Origin of the sequence: Caballeronia sp., assembly GCF_049581465.1 — a bacterium.
In the GTDB taxonomy this organism is placed as follows: domain Bacteria; phylum Pseudomonadota; class Gammaproteobacteria; order Burkholderiales; family Burkholderiaceae; genus Caballeronia.
The window spans coordinates 1-2,726 of sequence record NZ_JBAUSA010000706.1 but is presented as its reverse complement, the minus strand read 5'-3'; the positions used below and the strand labels follow the sequence as shown (position 1 = coordinate 2,726).

Annotated in this window: 1 protein-coding gene; it reads right to left on the bottom strand. The window is 62.9% G+C overall.

Annotated features, from left to right (window positions below):
* The coding region (gene purL / locus WCA53_RS17325; protein ID WP_423913022.1) for a phosphoribosylformylglycinamidine synthase at nucleotides 1-2,386 on the bottom strand (2,386 nt) is incomplete at its 3' end.
* Nucleotides 2,387-2,726 lie beyond the last annotated feature (340 nt).

Below are 2,726 nucleotides of genomic sequence, written 5' to 3'. Positions count from 1 at the left end.
GTTCCATGCCGATCGCCTTCACGGTGTCGAAGAGCGCTGCATCTTCGCCAGGACTGCCGCACGCTGCCATCCAGTTGGCCGACAACTTCAGCTTGCCCAGCGATTCGATAGGCGCTGCCGCGATGTTCGTCACCGCTTCGCCCACCGCCATGCGGCCAGATGCAGGCGCGTCGATCACCGCGAGCGGCGTGCGCTCGGCGATGGTCATCGCTTCGCCGCGATAGCCGGCGTAATCCATGGTAGTGATCGCGCAATCGGCAACGGGCACTTGCCATGGACCCACCATCTGGTCACGCGCCGTCGTACCGCCCACCGACCTGTCGCCGATGGTAATCAAGAACGACTTGCTTGCGACCGTGGGGTGCTTGAGCACGCTGAGCGCAATCTCCGACAACACCATCCCCGTGACATTGACGGGTTCAAACGCGAGTTGTTCACGTTGAACGTCGCGATGCATCTTCGGTGTCTTGCCAAGCAGGACTTCCATCGGCATATCGACGGGTGGCCCGCTGGCTTCGCCCCGGTCGTCGAGCAGTTTCAACTGGCGTTCTTCTGTCGCCACGCCGACCACGGCAACCGGACAACGCTCGCGCGTGCAAATGGCTTCGAACGCGGGCAGGGAATCCGGCGCGATTGCAAGAACGTAACGTTCCTGCGCTTCGTTCGACCAGATTTCACGCGGCGACAAACCGGACTCTTCAAGCTGCACGCGACGCAAGTCGAATCGCGCGCCTTTGTTGGCACCATCGACCAGTTCGGGGAACGCGTTCGACAACCCACCGGCGCCCACGTCGTGGATGCTCAAGATCGGGTTGTCAGAACCTAGCTGCCAGCAAGCGTTGATGACTTCCTGCGCCCGCCGCTGGATTTCCGGATTTCCCCGCTGGACGGAATCGAAGTCGAGTTGCGCCGTGTTCGCACCGGTCGCCATGGAACTCGCCGCGCCGCCGCCCATGCCGATCCGCATGCCCGGCCCGCCGATCTGGATCAATAGCGACCCGGGCGGCAGATCCATCTTGTGCGTGTGCTGATCCGAAATATTGCCGATCCCGCCCGCGATCATCACCGGCTTGTGATAGCCGCGCACACGCCCACCCGCGTTCTGCTCATAGGTACGGAAATAGCCGCCGAGATTCGGCCGGCCAAACTCATTGTTGAAAGCAGCCGCGCCGATCGGGCCATCGATCATGATCTGCAGCGGCGACGCGATCCGGTCCGGCCGTCCGTACGGCTCGTGTGAGTCGGAGGGATTGCGTTGCGGCACGGGCACCGCGCTGTCGCGGGCGTTTTCCCACGGCTGGCGCGCATCGGGCAAATCGAGATTCGATACCGTGAACCCAGCCAGGCCCGCTTTCGGGCGTGCGCCGCGCCCGGTCGCGCCTTCATCGCGGATTTCGCCGCCCGAACCCGTCGCCGCGCCTGCAAATGGCGAGATGGCGGTCGGATGATTGTGCGTCTCGACCTTCATCAACGTGTGCGTCAGTTCGACGTGCCGGCCATAGTGCTCGTCCGCGCCACGCGGGAACCAGCGCTCGGCCGTGCCGCCTTCCATGATTGCCGAGTTGTCCGAATAAGCGACGATCGTGCCGGCGTGATTCAGCTTTTCGGTATTGCGGATCATGTTGAAAAGCGAACTGTCCTGCGGCTCGCCGTCGATGGTCCACTGCCCGTTGAAAATCTTGTGGCGGCAATGCTCGCTATTGGCCTGCGCGAACATCATCAGTTCGACGTCGGTCGGATTGCGTTTCAGCGTGGTGAATGCATCGATCAAATAATCGATTTCATCGTCCGCCAGCGCGAGGCCCAGCTCCAGGTTCGCCGTTTCCAGCGCCGCGCGGCCATGGCCGAGGATATCGACGGCTTGCAGGGGTTGCGCCGGGAGTTCGTCGAAGAGATGCAGCGCGTGATCGCGCGACGGCGCCACGCTTTCAGTCATGCGGTCGTGCAAGGCGGCGGCCACTGCATCGCGTACTTGAGCCGATAGCGCCTTCTTGCCGCCGATTGCCGTTCCGAGCAGCCCACCCTTCAACACAACCGTGTATTCGACCCCGCGCTCGATCCGGCGGACCTGCGTCAGGCCGCAATGGTGCGCAATGTCGGTTGCCTTGCTGGCCCACGGCGACACCGTGCCAAAGCGCGGCACGACCATGAAGGTTTCAACCGCGCCGCGTTCGTCCTGAGCCTCGAACGGCGTGCCGTAGTGCATCAGTGCGTGGACGCGGTTGCTGTCTTCGTCGGACAGCGGTTCAGTCGAGTTCACAAAATGCAGGAACTGCGCGCGCACGCCGACGATGTTTGGATCAATGCGCGTCAGTGTTTCGAGCAGGCGGGTTTGACGGAAATCGGAGAGGGCCGAAGCGCCGGGGAAACACGAGAAGTGGGCCATTGTGACGGTGCTTAGATTTACGTCGAGACGTCTGAAATGCGACGTCGAGAAGCCGTTTGCAGCAATGCGGCAATTGGCTTTGGGAAGCCCCGGATTATACCCCGGAAGTGTCTCGATAACGCCTGGCCGCCCCTGCTACGAAACGGTGCGCGGCGTGCGGCTTATCGCTTAAAGTAGTGCTCAAACGTTTTTGACGATGCCCGAAAGCCGTGTTGCGCCTGGCGCGGCCGCATCGCGACGCGGCCGTCGTGCCGCTTGCCGGGCCGCGTTGTCGTCCCGAAGGGGGCGTTTGGCGCTATGATGGCGCGCTTTCCTCGACCGGCGTTCTTCCTCGCGCCGG